This window comes from Opitutia bacterium (genome assembly GCA_016217545.1).
GTDB lineage: Bacteria > Verrucomicrobiota > Verrucomicrobiia > Opitutales > Opitutaceae > Didemnitutus.
Window position 1 is genome coordinate 791,883 of record JACRHT010000016.1, and the last position, 22,074, is coordinate 813,956.

Here is a 22,074-nt window from a genome sequence, read left to right on the forward strand (position 1 = left end):
CGGGCCCCGCCCGCCTGCCGCCATGCTCCGCCTCGTGAAACTTCTCGCCGGCTTCGCGCTCGTCACGACCTGCGCGTTCGCGACGACACCCGCTGCCCCGCCTTCCGCGCCGCCGCACGTCGCACCCAATCTCTTCGCCCAGCTCCTCGGCAAATCGGAAGCCGAACTCGACGCGAAGATCGACGCCGCCTGGCGCCAGCTTTTCCACGGCAACGACGCCACCGAGCGCCTTTTCTATCCCGTCGGCGCCGACTCCGCCTACATCGCCGACATCGGTTCCGGCGACGTGCGCACCGAAGGCCTCTCCTACGGCATGATGCTCGCCGTCCAGCTCGGCCACCGCGAGGAGTTCGACCGCCTTTGGACGTGGGCCAAACGCCACCTCCAACACCACGACGGCCCGCGCCGCGGCTACTTCGCCTGGCACGCGCGCTTCGACGGCACGCCGCTCGATCCCGGCTCCGCCAGCGACGGCGAGGAATGGTTCGCCATGGCGCTCTTCTTCGCCGCCCACCGTTGGCAACCGCAGGGACCGGCCAACTCCCCGCACGACTACGCCGCCGAAGCGCAGGCGCTGCTCCGTGGAATGCTCCAAAAGCGCCCCACCGCCGAGGTCACGCCCATCTTCGACGCGCGCGAGCGCCAGGTCGTCTTCGCCCCCACGCCGCGCGCCAGCGGCTTCACCGATCCGTCGTATCATCTGCCCGCCTTCTACGAACTCTGGGCGCGCTGGTCCGACTCCGCCGCCGATCGCCGCTTCTGGTCCGAAGCCGCGCAAACCAGTCGCGCCTTCTTCCACCGCGCCGCCCACCCGCGCACCGGCCTCATGCCTGAATACGCGCACTTCGACGGCCGCCCTTTCACGGCCGACACCTTCGGCGCGGGCAAAGGCGATTTCCGTTTCGACGCCTGGCGCACGCTCGCGCACGTCGCGCTCGACCACGCGTGGTGGCGCGCCGACCCGTGGCAGCGCGACCAAAGCAACCGCGTCCTCCGCTTCCTCGCCCCGCACTTGCCGGCCTTGCCCAACCAATTCGCCCTCGACGGCACGCCGCTCTCCAGCGACGCCTCCACCGGCCTCCTCGCCACCGCCGCCGTCGCCGGCCTCGCCGCCGACCCCGACGTCGCCCGCCCCTTCGTCCAACAACTCTGGAACGCCCCGATCCCCTCCGGCCAATGGCGCTATTACGACGGCCTGCTCTACTTCCTCGCCCTGTTGCAGACCGGCGGACGCTTCCAAGTCATCCCGCCACCCGCCCGATGAAATTCCTGCGCTTCGCGTCGTTCGCTCTCGTCATCGTCTCCGCCTTCATCGCGCGACCGCTCCACGCCGACGACGGCTACCGCCTCTGGTTGCGCTACGACCGCATCGAAGACGACGCGCTGCGCACCGCCTACATCGCACAGCTCACGCACCTCCGGCTCACCGCCGCCTGCACTCAAGCCAACAGCCCCATCCTCGCCTCCGCGAAAGCCGAACTGGAAACCGGCCTGCAAAGCCTCCTCGGATTCGCGCCCACCATCGAAATTCTCACCGTCACCGGTCCGAGCCCCTCGTCCTCATCCGTGCCCACCGACGGCTACCAGATCGAGAGTTTCCGCCCCGACACCGTCGACATCACCGCCGACACGGAAGCCGGCGTCCTCTACGGTGCCTTCGCCGTCCTCCGCGAGATTCAGCTCCGCCACTCGCTCACCAACCTGCACCTCGCCAGCGCCCCGCGCATCGAGCGCCGCTTGCTCAACCACTGGGACAACCTCGACCGCACCGTCGAGCGCGGCTACGCCGGTTTCTCGCTCTGGGAATGGTTCTACCTCCCCGAGATCCGCTCGCCTCGCTACCGCGACTACGCGCGCGCCCTCGCCTCGGTCGGCCTCAACGGCACCGTCCTCACCAACGTCAACGCCAACGCCCAAATCCTCACGCGCCCCTACCTCGAGAAAGTCGCCGCGCTCGCCGGCGAGTTCCGCCCGTGGGGCATCCGCGTCTACCTCACCGCCCGCTTCAGCGCGCCGATCGAGATTGGCGGACTGAAAACCGCCGACCCGCTCGACCCCGCCGTCGCCGCGTGGTGGCGCGACAAGATCGACGAGATCTACAAAATCGTTCCCGACTTCGGCGGCTTCGTCGTCAAAGCCAACTCCGAAGGCCAGCCGGGGCCGCAGGACTACGGCCGCACGCACGCCGACGGCGCCAACCTCCTCGCCGATGCCCTCGCCCCGCACCACGGAATCCTGATTTGGCGCGCGTTCGTCTACTCGGCGACCAACAAGGACGACCGCGTCAAACAAGCCGTCACCGAGTTCGCCCCACTCGACGGCCAATTCCGCGACAACGCCGTCGTGCAGATCAAGAACGGCCCGCTCGACTTTTTCCCACGCGAGCCGTTCTCGCCGCTCTTCGGCCACATGCCCCGCACGCGCCTCGCGGTCGAATTGCAGATCACGCAGGAATACCTCGGCCACTCCGTCCAACTCGCCTACCTCGCGCCGCTTTGGAAGGAGGCGCTCGACGCGGATACCTACGCGAACGGCCCCGGCTCCACCGTCGCCCGCATCGTCGACGGCAGCGTGAAACGCCAGCATCCGACCGTCATCGCCGGCGTGGCTAACACCGGCACCGACCGCAACTGGACCGGCCATCTCCTCGCGCAATCCAACTGGTATGCCTTCGGCCGCCTCGCCTGGGACCACACGCTCACCTCCGAGCAGATCGCCGACGAGTGGACGCGCCTCACCTTCGGCCACGACGCCGACATCGTCGCCACGATCTCGCGCCTGCTCCTCGGCTCGCGCGAAACGATCGTGAACTTCTCCATGCCGCTCGGCCTGCATCACATCATGGCCGAAGGCCACCACTACGGCCCCGGCCCGTGGGTCGCCGACCGCCCGCGCGCCGACTGGACCGCCGTCTACTACCACCGCGCCGACGCCACCGGCCTCGGCGTCGACCGCACCGCCCGCGGCACCAACGCCCTCGGACAATACGCGCCCGCGTGGCAAAAACGCTGGGGCGATCCCGCAACTTGTCCCGACAATCTGCTGCTCTGGTTTCACCGCCTGCCGTGGGATTTCCGCATGAAGTCCGGTCGCCCGCTCTGGGACGAACTCTGCCTCCGCTACCAGCAAGGCGTCGACGAAGTCCGCGCGATGCAACGCGCCTGGGACTCGCTGCGCGGTCGCATCGACGACGAACGCTTCGTCCACGTGCAACAACGCCTCGCCCGCCAGGAAAAGGACGCGCGCGACTGGCGCGACGCCTGCCTGCTCTACTTCCAGCAATTCTCGCAGCGTCCCCTGCCCGCCGGCGTCGAGCCGCCCGCACACCCGCTCGAATTCTACCAGTCGATCACGCTCAAACACGTGCCCGGACACCACTGACGCCGGCACCCGCCGAGTCGCTCGCAACGCCGTCGATGAAGCTCCTCGCCCTTTGGGTCCTGCTCGCATTCCTCGCCCTCGTCGGCTTCGCTGGCGCCATGGAAGAGCGCGCCCCCGCGATCGTTTTTGAATGGTGCGAGTATGCCGGCCGCGACGCCCCCGCCGCCACGGCGCTGCCCGTCGGGCACTACCGCAATCCCATCCTCGCCGGCTTCTATCCCGACCCGAGCCTCTGTCGCGTCGGCCGCGACTTCTACCTCGTCAACTCCACCTTCGCCTACTTTCCCGGCATCCCGATCTTCCACAGCCGCGACCTCGTGCATTGGACGCAACTGGGCCACGTCATCGACCGTCCGAGCCAGCTCCCCTACGCCGGCCTCGAGGTCTCGCACGGCATCTTCGCGCCGGCGATCAGCCACCATCGCGGCACGTTCTACGTCATCTGCACAATGGTCGATGGCGGCGGCAACTTCCTCGTCACCGCGACCAACCCCGCCGGGCCGTGGTCCGATCCTGTTTGGCTCGGCTTCGAAGGCATCGATCCGTCGCTCTTCTTCGACGACGACGGTCGCGCATGGATCGTCAACAACGGCGAACCCGCCGGACCCTCGCGCTACGACGGCCATCGCGACATCTGGATTCAAGAGTTCGATCCCACGGCGAAAAAGATGATCGGCCCGCGGCGCGTGTTGGTCGATCGCGGCACCGTTCCCGAGAAAGACCCGGTCTGGATCGAAGGCCCGCACCTCTTCAAGCGCGGCGAGTGGTATTACCTCATGTGCGCCGAAGGCGGCACGGCCGAGGGCCACACCGAAGTCATCTTTCGCGGTCGCGACCCAACCGGCCCCTTCACGCCTTGGGAGCAGAATCCCATCCTCACGCAACGCGACCTCCCACCCGGCCGCGCCAACGCCGTCACGTCCACGGGCCATGCCGATCTCGTGCAACTCGCCGACGGCTCGTGGTGGTCCGTTTTCCTCGGCTGCCGCCCCTACGACACGGCTTCGCTTCTCTACGCCACCGGCCGCGAGACCTTCCTGCTTCCGGTGCATTGGACCGACGACGCCTGGCCCGTGATCCTGTCTCCCGGTCAAGCCGTCCCTCTCGCCGCCGCTGCGCCCGCCTTGCCCGCGAGTCCCGCACCGAGCCCGTTCACCGGCAACTTCACCGACCGCGACGATTTCACCGCCCCCACGCTCGCGCTCACGTGGGTCGGTCTGCGCACGCCACCGGCCGAATTCGCGAGCCTCACCTCGCAACCCGGCGCGCTCACGCTCACCGCGCGCGCCGACGATCTCCGCGGACGCGGCCACCCGGCCTTCCTCGCGCGCCGCGTGCAACACGCCGATTTCATCTTCGCCGCATCGATGCACTTGCCCGCCACACCGGGCACGGCGGCGGGCATCGCGGCGTTTCAGAATGAGCGCTTCCACTTCTTCCTCGGCGCCCGCCGCGTCGGTGAAAGTGCGGAACTCTTTCTCGAACGCGCGGAAAACAGCGCCGCAACCGTGATCGCGCGCGCAGTCGTGCCACCGACCGATTCGCTCAGCCTCCGGATCGAATGCCACAACGGTCGCTGCAACTTCTCCTACGCGACCGATGCCACCACGTGGCACACGCTCGCAGCCGACCTCGACACCTCGCTCCTCACCACCCGCGTCGCTGGCGGCTTCGTCGGCGCGATGGTCGGGCCACACGCGCGTCAGGAAGCGCCTTAGCCCGGTAATCGCGTCGCGGAGGGTTTCTGGCTCGCGTTCTCCTCAGGATTCCGGTGATTTAGCGTTATACCTCAAGCGGAACCAGGCTCTCCGCTCCCCTTCCCCATGCCGACTTCTCCCCGACTTCGCCGTTCGGCCGCGGCGCTGCTTCTGCTCTCCTTCACTGTGTGCGCCCCCGCCGCAGAGCCGCTCGAAGAGATCGATCGTCTCGCTCGCGACTGGGTGAACCTCCGCACCGAGACCGCGCGACTCGAAACCGGCTGGCAAACCGACCAGACGCTGCTCGCTTCGACCATCGCCGCGCTGCAGGAGCGTTCCGCGACGCTCGAGGAGAAGCGCGACCTCCTCCGTGCGCAAACCGCGCGCGAGCGCGAGGAGATCGACATGCTGCGCGCGAAAAACAAGAGCGCCGTCGCCGACCTCGCCGCGAGCGAGGCGCGTCTGCGCGCCCTCACCACGCGCCTGCTCGCACTGCGGCCCTCATTGCCGCCCCGGCTCTCCGACGCGTTGGAGATGGCATTTCGTTCCCTCTCGAATTCCGCGCTCCCGGCCAGCGAGCGCCTTCAACTCGTCATGACCGCGCTGAATCGCTGCGCGCAATTCAACCGTCAAATCACCGTGGGCGACGAAGTTCTCACCGTGGAGGGAGAGTCCGCCCCGAAAGCCCTCGAGGTCATCTATTGGGGCCTGAGTCACGGCTACGCCATCGACCGCAGCACGCGCCAAGCGTGGCTCGGCCGACCGGAAACGGGCGGCTGGCGATGGCACCGAAGCCCCGACGCCTTCGCCGGCGCCGCGCAACTGATCGCGATCGCCCACGACAAGGCCGATCCCGTCCTCGTGGCTGTGCCTGCGCAAATCACCCGCACGCTGCCGCCGCCCGCTCCGTCCTCGCCATGAAGCCCGCGCTTTTCATCGCCGCAAGTGCGCTGGCCCTCGCCCTGCCCGCCGCCGAAATCTCCTTCGACGCCTCGCTGCAGAGCGCCATCGTCGACTACCGCCAGCGTGTCACGCGCGCCGGCGAAGAACTCAACCACGCCCGCACGCGCATCGCCGCAGAAAAGGCGCCGCTTCTCGCCGAACTCCGCGCCGCCGAAGACCGTCTGGTCGCCGCGCAGAGCGAACTCACCCGCCTCGAGACCCGCCGCGCGGATTTCACCGAGACCCGCCGGAAGCTGCTGCAGGAGCTCGAAGCCAACCGCAAGGTGACAGCCTACGCCACCACGCTGGCCCACGACGGCCTCAAAGCCGTGGCCGACAGTCTTTCGCCCGGCGAGGCCGCGCGCGACGCCGAGCGCTTGCACACGCTGCTCCAGAAACTCGACGACCCGGCCGCCAACGCGAGCGGCGCCGCCGCCTTCGACGCCGTCGATCAATTGCTTGAGCGGACCGAACGCGTCCTCGGCGGCTACCGCGCGGAGGGCCAAGCGATCGTCTCCGAAACCAACCAAGCGCTGCCCGGCACCTTCGCCTTCGTCGGCCCCGAGGTGTTTTTCCGCACTGCCGACGGGCAACACGCGGGCGCGGTCCGCACCCGCGAAGGTGGCAAGATTCCCGCCAGCTACGCACTGCCGGCATGGAAGCCGGCCGACGCCGCGACGTTTTTCGCCGGCGCGCCCGGCGCGATGCTCGCCGACGCCTCCGGCGGCAAGGCGCTGCGTTTGCAGGAAATCAGCGGCTCGGTGTGGGAGCACGTGCGCAAGGGCGGCGCCGTCGCCTTCGCCATCGTGGGCGTCGGCCTCCTCGCGCTCGCGATGATCATCGGCAAGGCCCGCGATCTCTCGCAGATGGCCCTCGAGCCGGCGGAGAGCTTCCAACGCTTCCTCGACCTGATCGGCCGCGGCGACCTCGCCGGCGCGCGGGCCGCCGCCGCCGCGCTGCGCCCGAGCACGCGCGAACTCGCTCTCGTCAGCCTCGAGTCGGCCGCGCAACCGAAGACGATTCTCGAAGAGCGTCTCCAGGCAGTGCTCCTCGCGCAGCGCCTGCATTTCGAACGCCGACTGCCGCTGCTCGCCGTGATCGCAACCGCCGCGCCGCTTATGGGCCTGCTCGGCACCGTTGTCGGCATGGTTAGAACCTTCGCGCTGATCACCGTCTTCGGCACCGGCAACGCCGGGAAGCTCTCCAGCGGCATCTCCGAGGTGCTCGTCGCCACCGAACTCGGCCTCGTCGTGGCGATCCCGACGCTGATCGCCCACGGCTACCTCGCGCACCGCATTCAGAAAAACCTGCTGCTGCTCGAACGCCAGGCGCTCGAACTCGCCACGGCCATCGAATCCGGCCGCGCCATCGCACGCGCGGACCTCGCGGCCTCCGCCTCATGACACCCCTGATCGAACTCGCGGAGAAGGGCGGACCGGTGATGCTCGCCATCGTTGCTCTCTCCGTCGTGCTCTACGCGCGGTGCTTCGGTCTCCTGTTTTCTTTGCGGCGCGAACGCAGGCAGCTGCGACACGGCGCGGGACTCGCGCCGGCCGAAGTCCAACGCCGTCGCGCCGACCTGCACGAATCGTTTCGCCACCAGCGCCTCGTGCTCAGTGCGATGATCGCCGCCGCGCCGTTGCTGGGCTTGCTCGGCACCGTGAGCGGCATGGTGAAAACCTTCGAAAGCCTCTCCGCTGACGCCAACGGCAAGTCGATGGAAGGGCTCGCCCGCGGCATCTCCGAGGTGCTCGTCGCCACCGAATCCGGCCTGCTCGTCGCCCTGCCCGCCCTGTTGCTCGTCTACCTCGCGCACCGCGAAGTGCTCGCGCAGGACAAGCTCCTCAGCCTCACGGGGGGCACCCGATGATCGGTCGCGGGCATGGGCACGGGCGCTTCGAGGTCACGCACATCGACATGGTGCCGATGGTCGACTGCATCATGGTGCTCGTGATTTTCCTGATGATCAGCAGCGCCTTCGTGAACGATCCCGGCGTCGAGGTGCAGAAACCCGATGTCTCCGGCACTGCCAGCGCCGACCAGAACGTCCTGCTGCTCGCCATCACCGCGGACAACCGCATCTGGTTCGACGGGCAGGAAATCCGCGCCGACCAGGTTGCTGCCGTGCTGAAACAGGCGGCGATCGGCCGTTCGTCGGCCGTCGTCATCCGCGGCGACCGCGCCGCCAATCTCGGCGTCTTCGCCGCCGTCTACACCGAGGCCAAGCGCGCCGGCCTCCAGCACGTGCAATTCGCCACCACGCGCGCCGAGTGACATGTCGCGAACGCTGACCAACTCCGCTCCGCTTTCGGTTCGTCGTCCCGCCGACGAACTCTGGGGCTGGCTCGCGGGCGTCGCGTTCACCTTCGCGCTTTTCTTCGCGCTGGCGCATTTCGCCCAACTCAGCCCGCGCGCTGCACCCACGGAGTTCGACGATCTGCGCCAGGTCTCGGCGCCTTTTGCGGCTCCTCCTCCGCCGCCGCGACCGCTCGATCAACCCGTCGAAGACGCCGTGGAATTACCCCCGCTCTCCGGCATCGAACCCGGCGCTTCTGACAGCGCGGTGCACCTCGCGGTCGTGCCGCCGGAATTCGCCGCGCTGTTGCCCGAAGCCCCGCTCCCGCCACGCGCCACCGCGCAGCTCGGCCGCCTGCACTCCGATCTCAAGCCGCGCATCGACGTGGAGATCGATCCGCGCCATGTTTTCCAGACCACCGAAGTGGACCAGCCGCCCCGCGCCGTCGTGCGCGAGGCGCCCGCGATCCCCCGCAAACTCTTCGGCGACGCGCGCGTGCTCCGCGTCGTGTTGCTGCTGCTGATCGACCAGAACGGCCGGGCGATCAGCACGCGCGTGCTCGAGTCGAGCGGCAACCCGCAGGTCGATGCGCTCGCGATGCAGTCCGTCGCCGACGACTGGCAGTTCTCGCCGGCCATCCGGCGCGGCAAGAAGGTGCGCTGCCTCGCCCAGCAAGGCTTCCGCTTCGTGCTGCCCGCCGCCTCCAAGTTCGACGCCCGATGAACCCTTCGCGCCTCCTGCTCCTGTTCGCCCTCGGCACCACCGCGCTCCTCCGCGCCCACGGACAGACGGCCGACCGCGCCTTCGATTTCAACCGCCTCGCGGAGCGCCTGCCGCAGCGCGCTCCGGCCAACGACGCCAAACAGACCATCCGCGAATCGAGTTCCTTCCTCAAGGAGCGTGAACCCGAGATGACGCCGGAGGAATATGCGTTGCACGAGAAAGTCGTCACGATGATGACGACCAATCCCGAACTCGCGGTGCGACTACTCGAGGCGATGGTCAGCGAGCAAAAGCAGCCGAGCCCCGCCTTCGAACTCATCCTCGGCAACGCCTACTACGCCGCCAACCAAACCGAACGCGCCACGAAGCTCTACCGCAGCGCCGTTCAGCGCTACCCGAGCTTTCTGCGCGCTTGGAACAACCTCGGCACGCTCCACTACACCGCCGGCAATTTCGACGAGGCCGTGAAGTGCTTCTCCAAGTCCGTCTCGCTCGGCGACCGCGATCCCACGACCTTCGGCCTGCTCGGCTACAGCCTCGAAAAACAAGGCGATCTCGTCGCCGCCGAGGCCGCCTACCTGCAGGCGCTCAGCGGCGCGCCGTCCAGTTCCGACTGGAAGGAAGGCCTCCTGCGGATCTACCTCGACGGGAAACAATACGGTCGCGCCGAACCGCTGCTGCGCGCGCTCATCAAGGCGCACCCAACCGAAACGCGCTTCTGGCTGAGCTACGCCGGCCTCCTCGTCGCCGACCGCCGCAAAACCGAAGCGATGGCCGTGCTCGAATCCGCCCGCGCTGTGGGCGCCGCCGGTCCCGATGAACTGGCGTTGCTCGGCGATCTCTATGCCGAGCACAACCTCCCCGCCGAGGCGGTATCCGCTTATGGCCAGCTGCTCGAGCCTGCCCGCGCCCGCGGCGAGGAAAAGCTCCTGCACTTCGCGCGCGTCCTCGCCGCCGCCGGCCGGCTCGACGACGCCGAGAAGACGCTCGCCGCGCTCCGCGGCGAGCTGACGCCCACCGCTCAACGCGCCCTGCACCAAACCCGCGCCGATCTCCACCTCGCGCGGAAGAACTGGCCCGCCGCCCGCCGCGAGGCAGAAGCACTCCTCGCCCTCGCGCCGCTCGACGGACGCGCACTGCTCACGCTCGGCCGCACCTACGCGGCAGAACAAGAGATTCCCCGCGCCACGCTCGCCTTCGAATCGGCCCGGCGCGCCTCCGAAACCACCTACGCCGCCAGCATCGAGCTCGCGAACATCGAGCTGCGCAACCGCCACTACGCAAAGGCGGCCGAGCACCTCGAAAAAGCGCTCAGTCTCCAGCGCACGGACGAAGTCGCCACGTATCTCGCCCGCGTCCGCGCGCTGCTCGTGCCCGACAGTTCGCCCGAATAACCCAGGTGTCCGCCATGAAAACTCCCGCTTCGTTCCTCGTCGGCGCGCTTATTGTCTCCACCGCGGCGTTTGCCGCCAAACCCGCGCCTGATGCCGGTCCCAAGACGCACCTGCTCTTCATGGGCGCGGACTTCGCCGTCGAATGGCAGGGCAAGCTCTGTCCTGTCCTCGACGTCGACGGCAGCACCTTCATCGTCGACGCCGGCGGTCAGCGCGTGACCGTGCCGTCCCGCACAACGGCGCTCGGGATCAAAATTTCCGACACGCTGAAGATGACGACACGCTCGGCGAGCGTCACGGAACTGAAGGGCGAACGCGCCTACACACGCGAGAACGACCCGCGCACGAAGTTCAACCGCTCCTTCGCCAACTCAGCCGGCGCCTCGGCCGCCACCGGCGCGGCCGGCAACACCATGGTGCTGACCCAGATCTCCGCCTCGGTCAGCCCCCTCAACCCGCTGGGTCCGGAACAGGCCCGCAACGCCGGCGCCGCGTTTCAGAAGACCGCCTTCGACGAGCAATCCAACTTCAACTCCGCAGGCGAGCACGCCGCACGCATGGGAACCGAACTGGCCGAGGAGCGCTTCGACGCTTTCGATTTGTCCTTCGTGGTCTCGTCTCCGCAACCGCTGCGGCACCCCTATCTCGTCGTCGTCACCCGCTATCGTGAGAACGCCACCGATCCCAAATCCGGCCGCATCTGGGTCTACGCTGAAAAACTTGAGCCCGTGGACGCCGAGCCACGCCGCGTCCGCCTGACGCGCGGGGGCTTCCCACCCGGCTACGATCTCCAGGATTTCCAGCTCCATCTCTACGACGGCGGCCAGGAAATCGGCACGACCGTTTCGGCCAAACGTGTGCCACTGACGGCCGACGAGGCGTTCCAATACTCCATCGTCGAATACGTCTCGCAGCACCGCGACGCGACGCTTCCGCCCGTGATCGCCCGCGACTTCGTCCCACCCGGACTACGCGCCCGGCTCGCGACCGCAACTCCGCGCCCGCTCTACGTCAAAGTCGGTCGCAGCGGTCGCGCCACCGGAGTTTTTCAAGACGAGGCGTGCACACAACAAATCGAGACGGCCGCGATAGCCGCGGTCGTCGGCGACCTGCGTTTCCATCCGGGTCTCGCCAAGGGCAAGGTGAGCGAAGGCGTCGCCACGATCGATCCCGCAACGTTGCCGGAGTGAGCGCGCTCAGAATCCGATGCTCGCGCCGCCGTCGACTGGCAGCGTCACACCGGTGACGAATTTAGCCGCGGGGGACGCGAGGTAGACCGCCGCCCAGCCGATGTCTTCCGGCTGGCCCATGCCGCCCATCGGCGTGCGGCCAAAAATCTTCGCCTTGCGCGCGGGGTCGCCGTCGAGCGCCTTGCGCGACATCTCCGTCTCGATCCAGCCCGGCGCGATGCAGTTCACCCGCACGCCATGCGCGGCGAACTCAGTCGAATAACCTTTCACCATTCCGACCATCGCCGTCTTCGCCGCCGTGTAGGCGATGACGAGCGGAATGCCAAAGATCGAGGCCATCGAACCCGTGAACAGTATCGTGCCGTGCTTCCGCTCGATCATGCCCGGCGCCACCGCGCGCGTCAGCGCGTGCGCGCCGACGAGGTGGGTATTGAGCACTTTCTGGAGTTCCTCGGGCGTCGTCTCGACGGCGGGTTTTTTCAGGTGGATGCCCGCGTTGTTCACGAGGCACGTGATCGGACCGATTTCCCGCGTCACGCGCTCGACCAGCCCGGCCGCGCCCGCGAAATCCGTCACATCGTGGGCAAAGGCAAATGCGCCCGTCCCGAGCGACGCCACCGCCGCTTGCAACTCGACTTCGCGCCGGCCGACCAGCACGACGCGCGCGCCCGCGCCGTGCATCGCCCGCGCCATGGCGAGACCGATGCCGGTGCCGCCGCCCGTGATCAGCGCGACCTCGCCGCGCAGGGAAAACGCTTCGGAAAAATTCATCGGCCGAGAGATTGGAGGCCCGCCTTGAGATAGCCCATCGCAAAAGCCATGCCCGCGTGCCACGGCGCCGCGCAGCTCATCTGCGGGGCGTGGTCGGGAATCACGACGCCGTCGAAGCCGTTGCGCTTCAAAATCGCGAGCACGCGCAGCACGTCCACATCGCCATCGTCGATGAACGTCTCCTTGTAGTGCGGCACCCTGTCGCGGACGTTGCGCAGATGCACGTAGCCGAGGCGGTTTTGGCGGCTGTAGCGATCCACCACGTCGTAGATGTCGCCCTCGGTCATCTCCGCGAGCGAGCCGACGCAGAACTCGAGCGTGTTGGCCGGACTCGGGTTGAGGTCGATCGCCTTTTGGTAAAGCGACGGCTGATAAACCAGCCGCGGCTGGCCGCGGATGAACGGCATCGGCGGATCGTCAGGATGGAGCGCCATCTTCACGCCGGCTTTTTCCGCGACGGGAAACACCTCGTCGGCGAACCGCTTGAAGCGATCCCAGAGCTGCTCGTGCGTCGCCGGCGGAATCGTGCCCGTGTCGCGCGTCGGCGCGGTGGGATCGACGACCATGTTCCAGACGAGGCCGTTGGGCATCGGCAAGTCATAGGGACCTTCCATGCCGACCGCCGGCGCGCCGCCGCGCGCGTAGTTGCCCTTCGTGCGCCCGGCCACGCCGGCGATGGAGAAATTGTAGCCGAACACCGGAATGCCCGCTTCGCCGACGCGGCGAATGACCGTCTTCACGTTCTCGATGTGCTGCGCGCGTTGCGGACCATCGATCAGGATGTCGCCCCAGTGCGCGGGATCGAAATTCTCGATCGCCTCGAGCGTGAGGCCCGCGGCCTCCACCTGGCGGCGCAGCGCGACGAGTTCCTCGAGTGTCCACAACTTCTCTGCGTCGCCCGCGAGTCCCCATCCCCAGTCGGTGCCCGTGGGCTGGTCGTCGGGGCCGACGTGCGCGCCGCCGCGGAAATAGTCGACGAGATGCGCGACGATGTGCGTGGCGCCGGCTTGCTTCGCGAACGCGAAGTTTTCCGGCGTGAGCATGTGGCGATAAAGTCCGAAACCGAGTTTCATGGGAAAAATTCAGGGAGCGGCGCGCACGCTCTCCGTCGGGCCGAGATAGCTCGGCCGCACGCCGCCGGCATCGATGACGATGCGCTGCAACACGACAGCAGGCGTCACGCGCCAGATCTTCAACACGTGAGCGCCCGGCTGCGCGACCGGCAAGCGCGCCGTCAGCTTCAACACCGAGTCAGCGACGGCCTTCTCCCAACCGGCATCGGTCGACCGCAGTCCGAGCGGCAGCGGTTGGGGAACCTGATCGTCGAGCGAAACGGCGAGCGCGAGCGACTGACCGGGTTGAAAATCGAACGTCGGCGCGACGTGCAACTCGACGCGCACCTCGCCAGCCGACCGGAGAACCACGTCGTATTCGAGCCTCGCGCTGTCGCCGGAAAGGACGCTCGCGGGCGCGTCGACCGGAAACATAGTGACGCCTCCCACGGTCCGGCCAAACCCCGCGAGCGTCCGCCACTCCAAGCCCGGGGCATTGACGGCACGCGCAAAGTGCGGCGCCTCGATCGCGAGCGCACCGTCGACTTCGACGAAGGCCCCCGCCGGTGCGGGGCGGTTGTCGATCGGCGCCACGACCGTCAACGGCGTCGCGCCACCTTCGCCGCGCACCGTGAGCCTCGCCTCCGTCAGACCCGCCGGCGTCGCGGCCCAGTCGGCCGAAACCTCCACCCTCATGTCGCCACCGAGTTCTCCGCTCGTCGCGCTCAGCTTCAGCCACGGCTCGCTCGCCTCGAGAGTGAAGCGCACGCGCTCCTGTCCTCGATTGAAAAGCTCGATCCAACGCGAGGACGGGCCAAACGGGCTGAGCGCCGGAAGTTTCGCCACCGCCGGCACCGGATAGTCGCCCGGCCGGGCGGCCGGGTCGCCCTCGACCGCCAGAGCCAGTTCACCTTTCACCGGCACCTGAACTTCCGCGACTGCGGGCATGACATTGCGAATCGGCTGCTGCCAAGACGTGTAGCCCAAATGCGTCTGATCCATCAGGTGGCGCCATTTGCCGGCGAGCATCGCGTCCCAGCGCGCGGTGAGCGCGGCGTCGGCGGCGAAGAGTTCGCGCGCACGTTCGGCCCACGCATTGGCCGATGCGCGGCCCTGCGCAGCGTAGAGGCGATTCCGCGCGGCGGCGACGTGCAGCTCGTTGACAATCCGGCAGGCCTCGATCGGGTGCGCCACGAGTTGGAAAAACGCCGGGCGCGCGGCCTCGGGCAGCTTCCCTTCCAGCTTCTTTGCTCGCGCCTCGAGTTCCTGCCAGTCCGCGAGCACGCGCTCCGCTTCGCGGTAGTTGACGACGCTGAACGTCTCCGGCCCGAGCAACTCGGGCTTCCGGCGGCTGTTGAACTTCGTGTAGCCGTTGATCAGCGCGGCCACCTCGCCGGCGTGCGCCTCGCCGAACTGCCGCGCGGCCCACGCGCGCGAGTAGCTTTCAATTTGCTCGTAACCGATTGCGTCCGGCCGCCACGCGTAGGTGAGGAAGAACTCGATGGGGAACTCCATCGGCTTCAAATCGCCGACGTTCACGATCCAGATGCGATCGGCGCCGTAGCCGTGCGCGAGGTGCAGCTGCTCCCAGATTTTCGTCAGCGGCACGGTGTTCAGCCACTTGTAGTTTCGCGGACCGCCGACGTAGTCGAAGTGGTAATAAACACCGGCGCCGCCGGACCGCTTGCGCTCGTCGGGCGTCGGGAGACGACGGAGGTTGCCCCAGTTGTCGTCGCACCAGAGCAGCGTGACGTCGTCGGGCACGCGCATGCCGTGCTCGTAGTAGGCCTGCACTTCCTTGTAGAGCGCCCAGAGCTGCGGCACCTGTTCGGGCGCGCGGCCGATCTCGCGGCGCAGAATCTCGCGCTGGTCGGCGACGATCTGCTCCAGCAACGCCACGTTCGTCTCCTCCGACATCGCCTCGTCGCCGTCGCCGCGCATGCCGATCGTCACGAGACTCTCGAACGCCCGATTGCGGCGAATGCCGTCGGCCCAGAAATTCCGCAACCCCTCGCCATTCTTGGCGTAGTCCCACGGACCGCTGCCGTGGCGCTTCCATTCCTGCTGTGCGCGAAGCATCGGCTCGTGGTGCGACGTGCCCATGACGACGCCGTATTCGTCGGCGAGGCGCGGGTTCTCGGGATCGTCCTCGTTGAAGGCGTTGTTCCACATCGCGGGCCAGAGGTAGTTGCCGCGCAGGCGCAGGATCAGCTCGAAGACGTGTCCGTAAAACTCGCGGTTCAGTCCGCCGAACTTCTCCTTCGCCCACCCGGTGAGCGCGGGCGCTTCGTCGTTCAGGAAGATGCCGCGGTATTTCACCGTCGGACCGGGCTCCACGTGGCGGCCCGGCGCGACCGACAGCGCCGCGCGGCGCGCCACCGGCACATCCGCCCACCAATACCACGGCGACACGCCGATGCGCGCGGAGAGTTCGTAGACGCCGTAAATCGTGCCGCGCTTGTCGCTGCCGGCGATGACGAGCGCACGGGCGACGCCGGGCAGAGGTTTCTCCACGACCTCGACCTGAAACGCCTCCCAGCGGTCGCGGATGCCACTCACGTCGAGCTGGCCGCGCGCCACCAAGCCGTCGATCAAAGCGCTCTTGCCCACGGTGCCGATCAACACGACGTCGTTGCCAGCGGGCGCGCGGTCCGAAAGCACCGGCGCGCGACCGGTGACGCGTTCGAGGTCCGCGCGCAAATCGCCCGCCGCGCGCCGGACGCCCGGCCAGTCGTCGGCCGAAACAAAAAGCGGCGCGACCCAGCCCTCGCGTGCCAAAGCGAAGTGATCGGCGACGGGTTGGGCGTCGACCTCTGCGGGCTCACTCGCCCACAGGCGGACAAACCCCAGCAGCACCGCGACGAGTCCCACTGATCGCGGCACGCCCAGCGTCATGACCGCCGCTCCGTCATCGCCGCACGGAGTTCGCTGAACGTTAGGAAAACGCAGCCCTGCCGGCGGAGTTCCTGCAAGATCGCGGGCAGCTGCTCACGCGTCTCGGCGCGCCACTCGTGGCAAAGGATCACCGCGCCATCACGCACGTCGGTCGTCGCCAGCCGGTAAATCGCAGCGCCGTCGACTTTCCGATCGTAGTCCTGCGTCACCACGATCTGGGCGGGTTCGTAGATCGTGATGCCGCCGCGCTTCACGGCGGCGCGGACACGTTCGTCGATCTCCAGGAAAGGCGGCCAATACCAGTGCGGCGCGACTCCGGTCGTGCGCGTGAAGAGTTGCTGCGCCGCCGCGACCTCGCGATCGAGCGCCGCGTCGTCAATCTCGCGCGCATGCGAGTGGGTTTGCGAGTGGTTCGCGACCTCGTGTCCGGCGGCCACGATGGCGCGCGCGGTTTCGGGGTGTTCGGCCACGCGGTCGCCCACGAGCGCGAACGTGACGCGAACCTTCTCGCGCGTGAGCAACTCGAGCAGCGGTCCGGCATCGGCCGGCACGGGACCGTCGTCGAACACGAACGCGACCCGCTTCACGGCGCCCGCCGCGACGGGCACGAACGCGGCGAAGCCGACGGCAAGGAAAAGCGGGAGGAGCGCGCACACTTTCATGGTGCCTCAGCGATAGCGGTAAAGCTTCACGCGTTGGAGCGAAAAACGGCCGGGCTCGAGCCGCATGTGCCGACCTTGGTGCGTCTGATCGCCGTTCAGCCAGCGGATGTGTTTCCACTCGCCGTTCTCGTAGCGGCCCTCGGCGCAGCTGAGGATGCCCGCCTGCTGGCCGGGCTCGGTCGACGCGAACGTGATCGTGAGACCGATGCCGGCGAAGAGAAACTCGTCGTCGCCCAGGGCGATCATCAGTCCGCCGGCCGGTGCGGGACCGGCGCGACCGCCGGCGGCGAGAGCGGAATTCTCCGTGCCGATCACGACGGCGAGGCCGTCCGCCAGTTGCGGCGGCGCGGCGCGCTCGAACGAGGCACGCAGGATCCATTTTCCCATCCGCACCTGCTGCGGCTGCTTACTCTCGGCGCTTTCCTGGAGGAAGCCGGCCATGAGGCCGCGTCCCTGTTTGTCGGCGATGAGCGGAGCGAGCTGGCGCACGAGATCGTAGCTCGCGGTCAAGTAGCCGGCGGCCGGCTCGGCGTTGGACTCGATCGCGAACGGCGAGAAGCCGATGGCATCGAGCTGGCCGAAGGCGTAGAGCGCGTTCACGGCAGCCTCCGGCGCGCGCAACGCCTCGGGAATGAACAGCGGATTGCCGCTGCGCGTGTAGGCCTGCGCCCAGTAACTGAAATTCTGGAAGTAGATGTCCGGCGCGAGAAAATCGAGCGCCGGCGCGGCGGCGCGCCAGACGTCGATCAGGTGCGGCAGCGGCCCCGCGCTCGGATATTGGCCGGGTTGGTAGCCGGGACGGATGAGCGCAGCGTTGGCGAACATCGGGAGCGGGAGCTCGGCTTTGCCGGCCGCCGCCACGGTCTGCACGTAGAGCGCGAAATGCCACGCCATGAAAATCTCCTCGCCCGCCGGAGCCGCGCCGAAGACTTCGGACCACGTGCCGGAGGTCCGGCCGCCAGCGGCGTTCCAGGTGGCGAGCAACTCCGGCGCGAGCGTCGCCCGGTTCTTTGTCAGGTAATCCAGCAGGGCAGCCGGCACCGGCGCCGCAAACGCCTTCTCGGCTTCGGGACTGCGGTCGCGCGCCTCGGGGATCATGCCGATCTCGTTTTCGACCTGCACCATGATGACCGTGTGCTGCGGGTCGGTTTTCTTGAGGTGCTGCATCAGGGCCGTGAACGCACGCGCATCGGCATCGCGATTGACCGCGTGGAACGGCGAGAGGATTTCCATGCCGCGCCCGGCGGAGTCCTGCGAACGCGGGAAGCGCGCGGGGTCCGCCTTCACCCACGACGGCGCGTAGCAGGACATGCTGTTCTTCCACGAGCCGAACCACAGCAGCACGAGACGCATGTCGTGCGCGCGCGCATCGGCGAGCAGGCCGTCGACGCTGGCGAAATCGAGTTTCCCCTCCTCCCGCTCGACGACGTCCCAGTAGACCGGCGCGACGACGGTGTTGAGATTCATGGCCTTCAGCTTCGGCCAGAAGGGACGCAGGTAATCCGGCTCGCCGCTGGAGTTGCCCAATTCGCCACCGCGCACGAGAAACGGCGCGCCGTCGACGATGAGTTGCTTCGCCGTGCCCTGCGCCCGCAGGTGTGGGAGCTCGGCGCCAACGAGCGGAGCGGCGAACGCCAGCGCGGTGACCAGCAGCGGGAGTTTCATGGATATTCGGAGCCGGCGGTGCACGCCGCTCAAGCCAACTGGAGCGCCGCGGTGACCGGTGCCGGAGCGCCGAGTGCTTGCGCTCGCGGACCGGGCGACGCCGGTCCGACAAAGATTTGATAGGAACCCGGGCACCAGACGCGCTCGCCTTGATCGTTCACGAGGCGCAGCGCGTCGGACGGGAGCTTGAACACGACTTCGGCGGACGAATTCGGCGCGAGCTCGACTTTGGCGAATTCGACGAGGATGGCCCGCGGGGTATCCGGCGTGAAGGCCGGCGGCAGCAGGTAGCACTGCACCGTTTCCTTCGTCTGCAACGCGCTCGCGTTCCGGACGGTGGCGCGAACTTCGAGCGTGTCGCCGCTCTTCAGCTCGGCACGCGAGAGCGCGAGCGCCTCGTAAGCGATCTTCGCGTAGCCCAGACCGAAACCAAACGGATACAGCGGCTCGACGGTGGCGAAGCGATAGGTGCGTCCGCGCATCCCGTAGTCGTTGAACGCCGGCAAGTCGGCGGTGCGACGCGGCACGGTGACCGGCAGTCGGCCGGACGGCGCGACGTCGCCAAAGAGCACGTCGGCGAGTGCGGCGCCGCCTTCGCAGCCCGCATACCACGCGTAGATGACGGCGTCCGCGAGTTCGTGCTCGTCGGGGATGGCGATCGCGCTGCCGCCGGTGAGCACGAGGATGAGCTTCTTGGAATTCGCGCGGAGCTCCTTGAGGAACTTGCGCTGGTTCTCCGGCAGCTCGATGCGGACGCGGTCGCCGCCGACCGGCGAAGCGACGGTGTCGCCCTCCTCGCCTTCGAGCGTCGGATCGAGGCCGAGCACGGCGACAACGACGTCCGACATCGCGGCGGCACCGAACGTGTAGTTCACGCCCGGCGCGCCGTCCTGCGAGATCGGGCAGCCGGGGCGGTATTTCACGCGGCAACCTTCCGGCGTGCGCGCGACGAGGCCTTCCATGAAGGTGACGATGCGGGAGCTGATGCCGTAGTAATTGCCCAGCATCGCGCCGACGTTCGCGGCGGTGGGGCCGACGACGAGGAGGCTGCGCGGAGACGCGGGCAGCGGGAGCAAATTGTCCTGGTTCTTGAGCAGGACGAAGGACTCGGCGGCCGCGCGGCGCGCCAGCGCACGATGCGGCGCGGAGTCGATGACGCTCTCGGGAATGCCCGTGTAGGCGACCGTCTCGGCGGGGTCGAACATGCCGAGCTTGAACCTCGTCGCGAGCAGGCGGCCGAGCGCCGTGTCGATTTCCGCCTCGGTGATCTGGCCGTGGCGCACCGCGAGGATGAGGTCGTTGTAGGTGCACCCGCAGTTGAGATCGCAGCCGTTGCGCACGGCGAGCGCGGCGGACGCGGCGGAATCCGGCGTGACCTTATGGTGGCGATGGAAGTCGTCGATCGCGCCGCAATCGCTGACCACGTGGCCGCGGAAGCCCCAGCGCTGCCGGAGCATTTCCCCGAGCAGGAACTTGCTGGCGCACGCCGGCTCGCCGAGGACGCGGTTGTAGGCGCCCATCACGGCCTCGACGCCGCCGCGCACGAGTTTCTCGAACGCGGGCAGGTAGGTTTCGTGCAGGTCCTTCGGCGTGGGGCGCGCGTCGAATTCATGGCGCTCGTGCTCCGGACCGGAGTGGACGGCGAAGTGCTTGGCGCACGCGGCGACCTTCATGTAGCGCGGGTCGTTGCCTTGCAGACCGCGCACGGTCATGAGGCCGAGTTCGCCCGTCAGATACGGATCTTCGCCGTAGGTTTCCTGACCGCGGCCCCAGCGGGGATCGCGGAAGATATTGATGTTGGGCGTCCAGAACGTGAGGCCCTGGTATTGCTGGCCGTGGAAGCCGGCGCGGGCGGCGGCGTGGTGCTTCGCGCGAGCTTCGTCGGAGACGGCGGTGGCGATCTGGTGAATCAGTTCGCGATTCCACGTGGCGGCTTGCGCGATCACCTGCGGGAAGACCGTCGCGCGGCCGTTGCGGCCGACGCCGTGGCAGGCCTCGCTCCACCAGTTGTAGGCGGGAATGCCGAGGCGTTCGAGCGGGCCGTTCTCGTGGCCGAGCGCGTTGATCTTCTCCTCGAGGGTCATGCGGCCGACGAGATCGGCGACACGCGCGGCGAGCGGTGCGGATGGGTCGAGATAGGGAGGTGTGACCACGGGCAGCGAAATGCTCATAAAAATTACTCAGGGAGAAAAGAGTTTTGGCTCGAGGGCTTCCCCAAGGCGCGCGTAGCCGGCGGGGGAAAGGTGGAGGTGATCGCCGCTGTCGAACTCGGGGAGCAGGCGCGTCGGGCTTTGCGGGTCGCGCACCGCCGCGTCGAAGTCGACCATGGCGTCGAACGCGCCGCTGCGGCGAATCCAGTCGTTGATCCGCTGGCGGTCGGCTTCGCCGTCGGGCGTCCAATAGAAATCCGCACCCGCGTAGGGCGTGATCGTTGCGCCGATGACGCGGAGGTTTCGGCTGTGCGCGCGGGTAATCACCTGCTGATAACCGGCGATGATCTCCGCAGCGGACGCGAATTCGCGGTTCTCTTTCCGCGCGCTGACCCGCCCGCCAATGTCGTTGATGCCGGCGAAGACGAGCAGCCAGCGCGCGCCGCTTTGGGCGAGGACGTCGCGGTCGAGACGCGCGAGGATGTTCGGGCCGATGCCACCGCGCACGAGCGCGTTGCCGCCGATGCCGAGGTTGAGCACGCCGAGCGGCGGCAGGTCGGCGCGCGACTGGTAACGGCGCACGAATTCGTCGGGCCAGCGGTTGTTGCGGTCGGTAGTGGTGCCGCGTCCGTCGGTGATCGAGTCACCGAGGATGGCGAGCGCGGACGACGCCGGCGCGTCGACGAGCACGTCGAGGCCGTTGATGAAATACCAGCGTTCGACTTTTTGCGCTTCGGGCATTGCGGCGGCAGCGAGCGCGTCGCCGGGTTGGAGAAACGACGTGGTGCGCGAGCCCGGGTGCGCGGTGAGTGTGGCGGGGAGCTCCGCGGCGAAGTGGATCGAGATCGCGACGTCCGCCTGCGCCGGGAGCGGGAATTCGAGTGGGTCCGACACGAGCGGGGCGCCAGCGGGAATGGTCACCGCGTCTTGTCCCGCGAATTTCACGGCGCGATCGGTGCCGGGCTGGAGGGCGCCGCCGGGCGCGGCGAGCGCGAGGTGCACGCTGGCGAGCTTGAGCGGCGTCGCGCCGAAGGCATTCGAGAGGCGCAGCCGCAGAAGATTGCCGCCGAGGGAAACGTGGACGATCTGGCGGAACGTGGCACCGGCGAGCGCGGGCGTGTCTTTGCCCGGTGCCTCGGGAATGGGCGCCGTGGCCCAAGTGCCGATCCAGCGCGGCGCAGCGTGGCCTGAAACGACGAGGCTCCACATCGCGCAGCCAATGAAAAGCCAGAGAGCAATGCGGCGGCTTTTCGCGA

17 protein-coding genes are annotated in these 22,074 nt (G+C 68.1%); 10 read left to right on the forward strand and 7 right to left on the reverse strand.

Translation table 11 applies throughout. The features are described 5' to 3' along the window. Nucleotides 1-22 precede the first annotated feature (22 nt). The 10 genes from HZA32_15610 to HZA32_15655 all read left to right on the forward strand — a co-directional run bounded on the left by HZA32_15610 (nucleotide 23) and on the right by HZA32_15655 (nucleotide 11,623). The gene (locus HZA32_15610) at nucleotides 23-1,264 is read left to right on the forward strand and encodes a glycoside hydrolase (GenBank protein MBI5425505.1); all 1,242 of its coding nucleotides are present in this window, start codon (nucleotides 23-25) and stop codon (nucleotides 1,262-1,264) included. Continuing rightward, nucleotides 1,261-3,381, forward strand: a complete 2,121-nt coding sequence (locus HZA32_15615) for an alpha-glucuronidase (protein ID MBI5425506.1) — start codon at nucleotides 1,261-1,263, stop codon at nucleotides 3,379-3,381. The genes HZA32_15610 and HZA32_15615 overlap by 4 nt, the downstream gene beginning before the upstream one ends. 35 nt (nucleotides 3,382-3,416) lie before the next feature. Next, entirely contained in the window at nucleotides 3,417-5,099 is a 1,683-nt protein-coding gene (locus HZA32_15620) for a glycoside hydrolase family 43 protein (GenBank protein ID MBI5425507.1), read from the forward strand. 105 nt (nucleotides 5,100-5,204) lie between these two features. Beyond that, nucleotides 5,205-5,999 carry a DUF3450 family protein gene (locus tag HZA32_15625; protein MBI5425508.1) on the forward strand — a complete coding sequence of 265 codons (795 nt, stop codon included), beginning with the start codon at nucleotides 5,205-5,207 and terminating at the stop codon, nucleotides 5,997-5,999. Continuing rightward, complete coding sequence (locus tag HZA32_15630; GenBank protein MBI5425509.1) at nucleotides 5,996-7,423, forward strand: MotA/TolQ/ExbB proton channel family protein; 1,428 nt, start codon at nucleotides 5,996-5,998, stop codon at nucleotides 7,421-7,423. Before HZA32_15625 ends, HZA32_15630 begins: the two co-directional genes overlap by 4 nt. Then, nucleotides 7,420-7,890: a MotA/TolQ/ExbB proton channel family protein gene (locus HZA32_15635; GenBank protein MBI5425510.1), complete on the forward strand. Its 471-nt coding sequence runs from the start codon at nucleotides 7,420-7,422 to the stop codon at nucleotides 7,888-7,890. The genes HZA32_15630 and HZA32_15635 overlap by 4 nt, the downstream gene beginning before the upstream one ends. Then, entirely contained in the window at nucleotides 7,887-8,294 is a 408-nt protein-coding gene (locus HZA32_15640) for a biopolymer transporter ExbD (GenBank protein ID MBI5425511.1), read from the forward strand. Before HZA32_15635 ends, HZA32_15640 begins: the two co-directional genes overlap by 4 nt. A 1-nt stretch (nucleotide 8,295) precedes the next feature. Continuing rightward, a complete protein-coding gene (locus HZA32_15645) occupies nucleotides 8,296-9,039 on the forward strand; it encodes a TonB family protein (GenBank protein ID MBI5425512.1) in 744 nt (247 codons plus the stop codon). Beyond that, nucleotides 9,036-10,433 carry a tetratricopeptide repeat protein gene (locus tag HZA32_15650; GenBank protein MBI5425513.1) on the forward strand — a complete coding sequence of 466 codons (1,398 nt, stop codon included), beginning with the start codon at nucleotides 9,036-9,038 and terminating at the stop codon, nucleotides 10,431-10,433. Before HZA32_15645 ends, HZA32_15650 begins: the two co-directional genes overlap by 4 nt. A 14-nt stretch (nucleotides 10,434-10,447) precedes the next feature. After that, a complete protein-coding gene (locus HZA32_15655; protein MBI5425514.1) occupies nucleotides 10,448-11,623 on the forward strand; it encodes a hypothetical protein in 1,176 nt (391 codons plus the stop codon). Nucleotides 11,624-11,629: 6 nt separating this feature from the next. Here the strand turns inward: HZA32_15655 and HZA32_15660 are convergent, their stop codons facing one another. Genes HZA32_15660 through HZA32_15690 form a run of 7 tightly spaced genes read right to left on the reverse strand, consistent with a single transcriptional unit; the run spans nucleotide 11,630 to nucleotide 22,027 of the window. Beyond that, nucleotides 11,630-12,394, reverse strand: coding sequence for an SDR family oxidoreductase (locus HZA32_15660; GenBank protein MBI5425515.1), 765 nt, complete (start codon nucleotides 12,392-12,394; stop codon nucleotides 11,630-11,632). Next, a complete protein-coding gene (locus HZA32_15665) occupies nucleotides 12,391-13,467 on the reverse strand; it encodes a mannonate dehydratase (protein ID MBI5425516.1) in 1,077 nt (358 codons plus the stop codon). Before HZA32_15665 ends, HZA32_15660 begins: the two co-directional genes overlap by 4 nt. 9 nt (nucleotides 13,468-13,476) lie before the next feature. Further along, entirely contained in the window at nucleotides 13,477-16,341 is a 2,865-nt protein-coding gene (locus tag HZA32_15670; protein ID MBI5425517.1) for a glycosyl hydrolase 115 family protein, read from the reverse strand. Next, entirely contained in the window at nucleotides 16,338-17,003 is a 666-nt protein-coding gene (locus HZA32_15675; GenBank protein MBI5425518.1) for a polysaccharide deacetylase family protein, read from the reverse strand. The genes HZA32_15670 and HZA32_15675 overlap by 4 nt, the downstream gene beginning before the upstream one ends. A gap of 6 nt (nucleotides 17,004-17,009) precedes the next feature. Next, nucleotides 17,010-18,668: a DUF5597 domain-containing protein gene (locus HZA32_15680; GenBank protein ID MBI5425519.1), complete on the reverse strand. Its 1,659-nt coding sequence runs from the start codon at nucleotides 18,666-18,668 to the stop codon at nucleotides 17,010-17,012. Nucleotides 18,669-18,697: 29 nt separating this feature from the next. Beyond that, the gene (locus HZA32_15685; protein MBI5425520.1) at nucleotides 18,698-20,839 is read right to left on the reverse strand and encodes a glycoside hydrolase family 3 C-terminal domain-containing protein; all 2,142 of its coding nucleotides are present in this window, start codon (nucleotides 20,837-20,839) and stop codon (nucleotides 18,698-18,700) included. Nucleotides 20,840-20,848: 9 nt separating this feature from the next. Next, entirely contained in the window at nucleotides 20,849-22,027 is a 1,179-nt protein-coding gene (locus tag HZA32_15690; protein ID MBI5425521.1) for an SGNH/GDSL hydrolase family protein, read from the reverse strand. Nucleotides 22,028-22,074 lie beyond the last annotated feature (47 nt).

Bases quoted from the DNA above. Each gene is read 5' to 3' on its own strand.
- HZA32_15610 (MBI5425505.1), top strand. From the start codon at position 23: ATGCTCCGCCTCGTGAAACTTCTCGCCGGCTTCGCGCTCGTCACGACC.
- HZA32_15615 (MBI5425506.1), top strand. From the start codon at position 1,261: ATGAAATTCCTGCGCTTCGCGTCGTTCGCTCTCGTCATCGTCTCCGCC.
- HZA32_15620 (MBI5425507.1), top strand. From the start codon at position 3,417: ATGAAGCTCCTCGCCCTTTGGGTCCTGCTCGCATTCCTCGCCCTCGTC.
- HZA32_15625 (MBI5425508.1), top strand. From the start codon at position 5,205: ATGCCGACTTCTCCCCGACTTCGCCGTTCGGCCGCGGCGCTGCTTCTG.
- HZA32_15630 (MBI5425509.1), top strand. From the start codon at position 5,996: ATGAAGCCCGCGCTTTTCATCGCCGCAAGTGCGCTGGCCCTCGCCCTG.
- HZA32_15635 (MBI5425510.1), top strand. From the start codon at position 7,420: ATGACACCCCTGATCGAACTCGCGGAGAAGGGCGGACCGGTGATGCTC.
- HZA32_15640 (MBI5425511.1), top strand. From the start codon at position 7,887: ATGATCGGTCGCGGGCATGGGCACGGGCGCTTCGAGGTCACGCACATC.
- HZA32_15645 (MBI5425512.1), top strand. From the start codon at position 8,296: ATGTCGCGAACGCTGACCAACTCCGCTCCGCTTTCGGTTCGTCGTCCC.
- HZA32_15650 (MBI5425513.1), top strand. From the start codon at position 9,036: ATGAACCCTTCGCGCCTCCTGCTCCTGTTCGCCCTCGGCACCACCGCG.
- HZA32_15655 (MBI5425514.1), top strand. From the start codon at position 10,448: ATGAAAACTCCCGCTTCGTTCCTCGTCGGCGCGCTTATTGTCTCCACC.
- HZA32_15660 (MBI5425515.1), bottom strand. From the start codon at position 12,394: ATGAATTTTTCCGAAGCGTTTTCCCTGCGCGGCGAGGTCGCGCTGATC.
- HZA32_15665 (MBI5425516.1), bottom strand. From the start codon at position 13,467: ATGAAACTCGGTTTCGGACTTTATCGCCACATGCTCACGCCGGAAAAC.
- HZA32_15670 (MBI5425517.1), bottom strand. From the start codon at position 16,341: ATGACGCTGGGCGTGCCGCGATCAGTGGGACTCGTCGCGGTGCTGCTG.
- HZA32_15675 (MBI5425518.1), bottom strand. From the start codon at position 17,003: ATGAAAGTGTGCGCGCTCCTCCCGCTTTTCCTTGCCGTCGGCTTCGCC.
- HZA32_15680 (MBI5425519.1), bottom strand. From the start codon at position 18,668: ATGAAACTCCCGCTGCTGGTCACCGCGCTGGCGTTCGCCGCTCCGCTC.
- HZA32_15685 (MBI5425520.1), bottom strand. From the start codon at position 20,839: ATGAGCATTTCGCTGCCCGTGGTCACACCTCCCTATCTCGACCCATCC.
- HZA32_15690 (MBI5425521.1), bottom strand. From the start codon at position 22,027: ATGTGGAGCCTCGTCGTTTCAGGCCACGCTGCGCCGCGCTGGATCGGC.